General features: G+C 31.9%; 2 protein-coding genes. Both read right to left on the bottom strand.

The window, feature by feature from the left end; genetic code table 11:
- Nucleotides 1-116: 116 nt before the first annotated feature.
- On the bottom strand, nt 117-764 hold the full coding sequence (locus tag ES044_RS18125; RefSeq protein WP_189663359.1) for a RagB/SusD family nutrient uptake outer membrane protein: 648 nt from the start codon (nt 762-764) through the stop codon (nt 117-119).
- Nucleotides 765-921: 157 nt separating this feature from the next.
- The gene (locus ES044_RS18120; RefSeq protein ID WP_147120763.1) at nt 922-1,920 is read right to left on the bottom strand and encodes a hypothetical protein; all 999 of its coding nucleotides are present in this window, start codon (nt 1,918-1,920) and stop codon (nt 922-924) included.
- Nucleotides 1,921-2,108: the final 188 nt, after the last annotated feature.

The raw sequence follows: 2,108 nt of genomic DNA, 5'->3' as shown, positions 1-2,108 counted from the left end.
TCTTTTAAAAATAGCTCTGAACTTATTAAGAAATGAAACATCAGAAAAACAGGGAATTCCTGGTAAAAGACTTAAAGCTGCTTGGAATGAAAAATATTTATTAAAAGTACTTAGTGTCAAAGTATGAGTTTGCCCTGTTGAGCAGCACCTTTTCCTATTTCATATTCATAATTTTGTGTTTCGTCTACTCTTTTAATCGCTTCAATTAAATCTGCTTCAATCAAAGAATAGCCAGTAGGAATATCTTTAATTCTATTCATAGTATATTCATCACCTGGTTTAATTCTACGATTTAAAATTAATAACTTACCAGAATCTATATCTGTAATAAGGGGAATATTTCCAAACCACTTTATAAGTTCAAACGTAAAATATGCTCTTAAAAAATAAGCTTGTCCTATAATATTTTCTTTTCCTTCAAATTCAATATTGTTTTGAAATTCAAGAATATAATTTGCTCTATTTAAGCCCACATAAGACCATTGCCAGATGTTTCTTAACAGTAGATTCCTATCATTTGGCTCCATATTGTCAATACTATGTGTATCAGGTCCATCAATTTTTGAGGGATCACCACCAGCCACAGTGTTGTCAGATGCTATTTCAGCTAACATTACATTCCAGAACATTGGCTGTAATGCATCGTATGCGCCTATCAATGTTCTCTCAAAATCTTCTTGTTTATTAAAAAAAGAATCAGCATTTGCGAATTTTGGTGTTATCTCGACAAAATCATCACTACACGCCACATAAATGAAGAACACGGAGAAAAGAGTTATGATTATTTTAAATTTATATACTTTCATTTCTATTTTTTTTAGTTTTTGCCTTTCAATTATTTTTATAGGTGAAGGCGTATTTGCTGGTCTTTCAACTATTTTGAAGAGAGTTCAAGCGAGCTACTTTAGCACTTAAATTTAATTAAAACTTCAAGTTTAACCCTAGCATACAGGTTCTTGCGAGAGGATAAAAACCTTTATCTATTCCTGCACCTATTGGATTTCCACTACTTGCAGAAGGGTCAAATCCGGAGTAATTTGTAAACGTATATAAGTTATTCATTGTAGCATATACTCTCAGTTTATCTATACCAGTATTACGAACCCAATCTTGCGCAAAAAAATATCCTATTTGTATATTTTGAATTCTCAAATAAGAAGCATCTTCAACAAAATAATCTGAAAAGTTTCTAGTACTAGGCGTTTGCACTAAACTTACTTTTGGATTTAAACTTTCTTGATTTGTAAGACTCCATCTATCTAATAAAAAAGCACCTCTATTAGTCAATGGCTCATCACGATGTTCGTAATCTCTGATCATATCATTCCCTATAGATGCATAAAGTGATGTACTAAAATCAATATTTTTATAATTAAATCCAATATTAAATCCTAAGGTTACATCTGGAATTGGATCTCCCAAATAAGTCCGATCATACTCATCTATTACACCGTCTGAAGTTCCATCTGGTCCACTTAAATCTGCAAATTTAAGATCACCCATACTAGTATGTTCATTTGTAATAGCGCTAGCAGTTACCTCTTCATTAGATTGAAAAACGCCAAGTACTCTATATCCATAAAAATAACCTAAAGGTAAACCCGCTTCCATTCTTGAGGGAAAACTTCCGGTAATACCAAAACTACCACCTTGTTCAAAACCGTTTTCACTAGCAACAAACAATACTTTGTTTTCTACTGTAGAAACATTAAAGCTTGTATTAAAACTAAAATTTTTGGAGAAATTATCATTATAAGATATTTGAAATTCAAGCCCTTTATTTTCAACATTTCCTGCATTTACAGTAGGTCTGTATCGACTACCTCCGTAATTTCCAGGAGAATACGCTCCTGTAACTCCAGAAATTTCGGGAGACAATAATAGGTCTTCAGTTACTTTTCTGTAAACTTCTAGTGTCATAGAAATTTTATTGTCTAATATCTTGGCGTCCAGCCCAATATTGGATGTTTTCTGTTCTTCCGTAACTATTCAGCGGATGTTTAGTGGTTGTTAACAATTTGATTTATTTTATCCACAATTTTTTATTTTTAGTCATTCTATTTCAAAAAAAGCAGTTGTTTATGCACATCGGTTGATAAGTGTGTGAT

This window comes from Polaribacter sp. IC066 (assembly GCF_007997085.1).
GTDB lineage: Bacteria > Bacteroidota > Bacteroidia > Flavobacteriales > Flavobacteriaceae > Polaribacter.
Note: the sequence above shows the minus strand (reverse complement) of the source record. Positions and strands in the feature narration are given on the sequence as shown.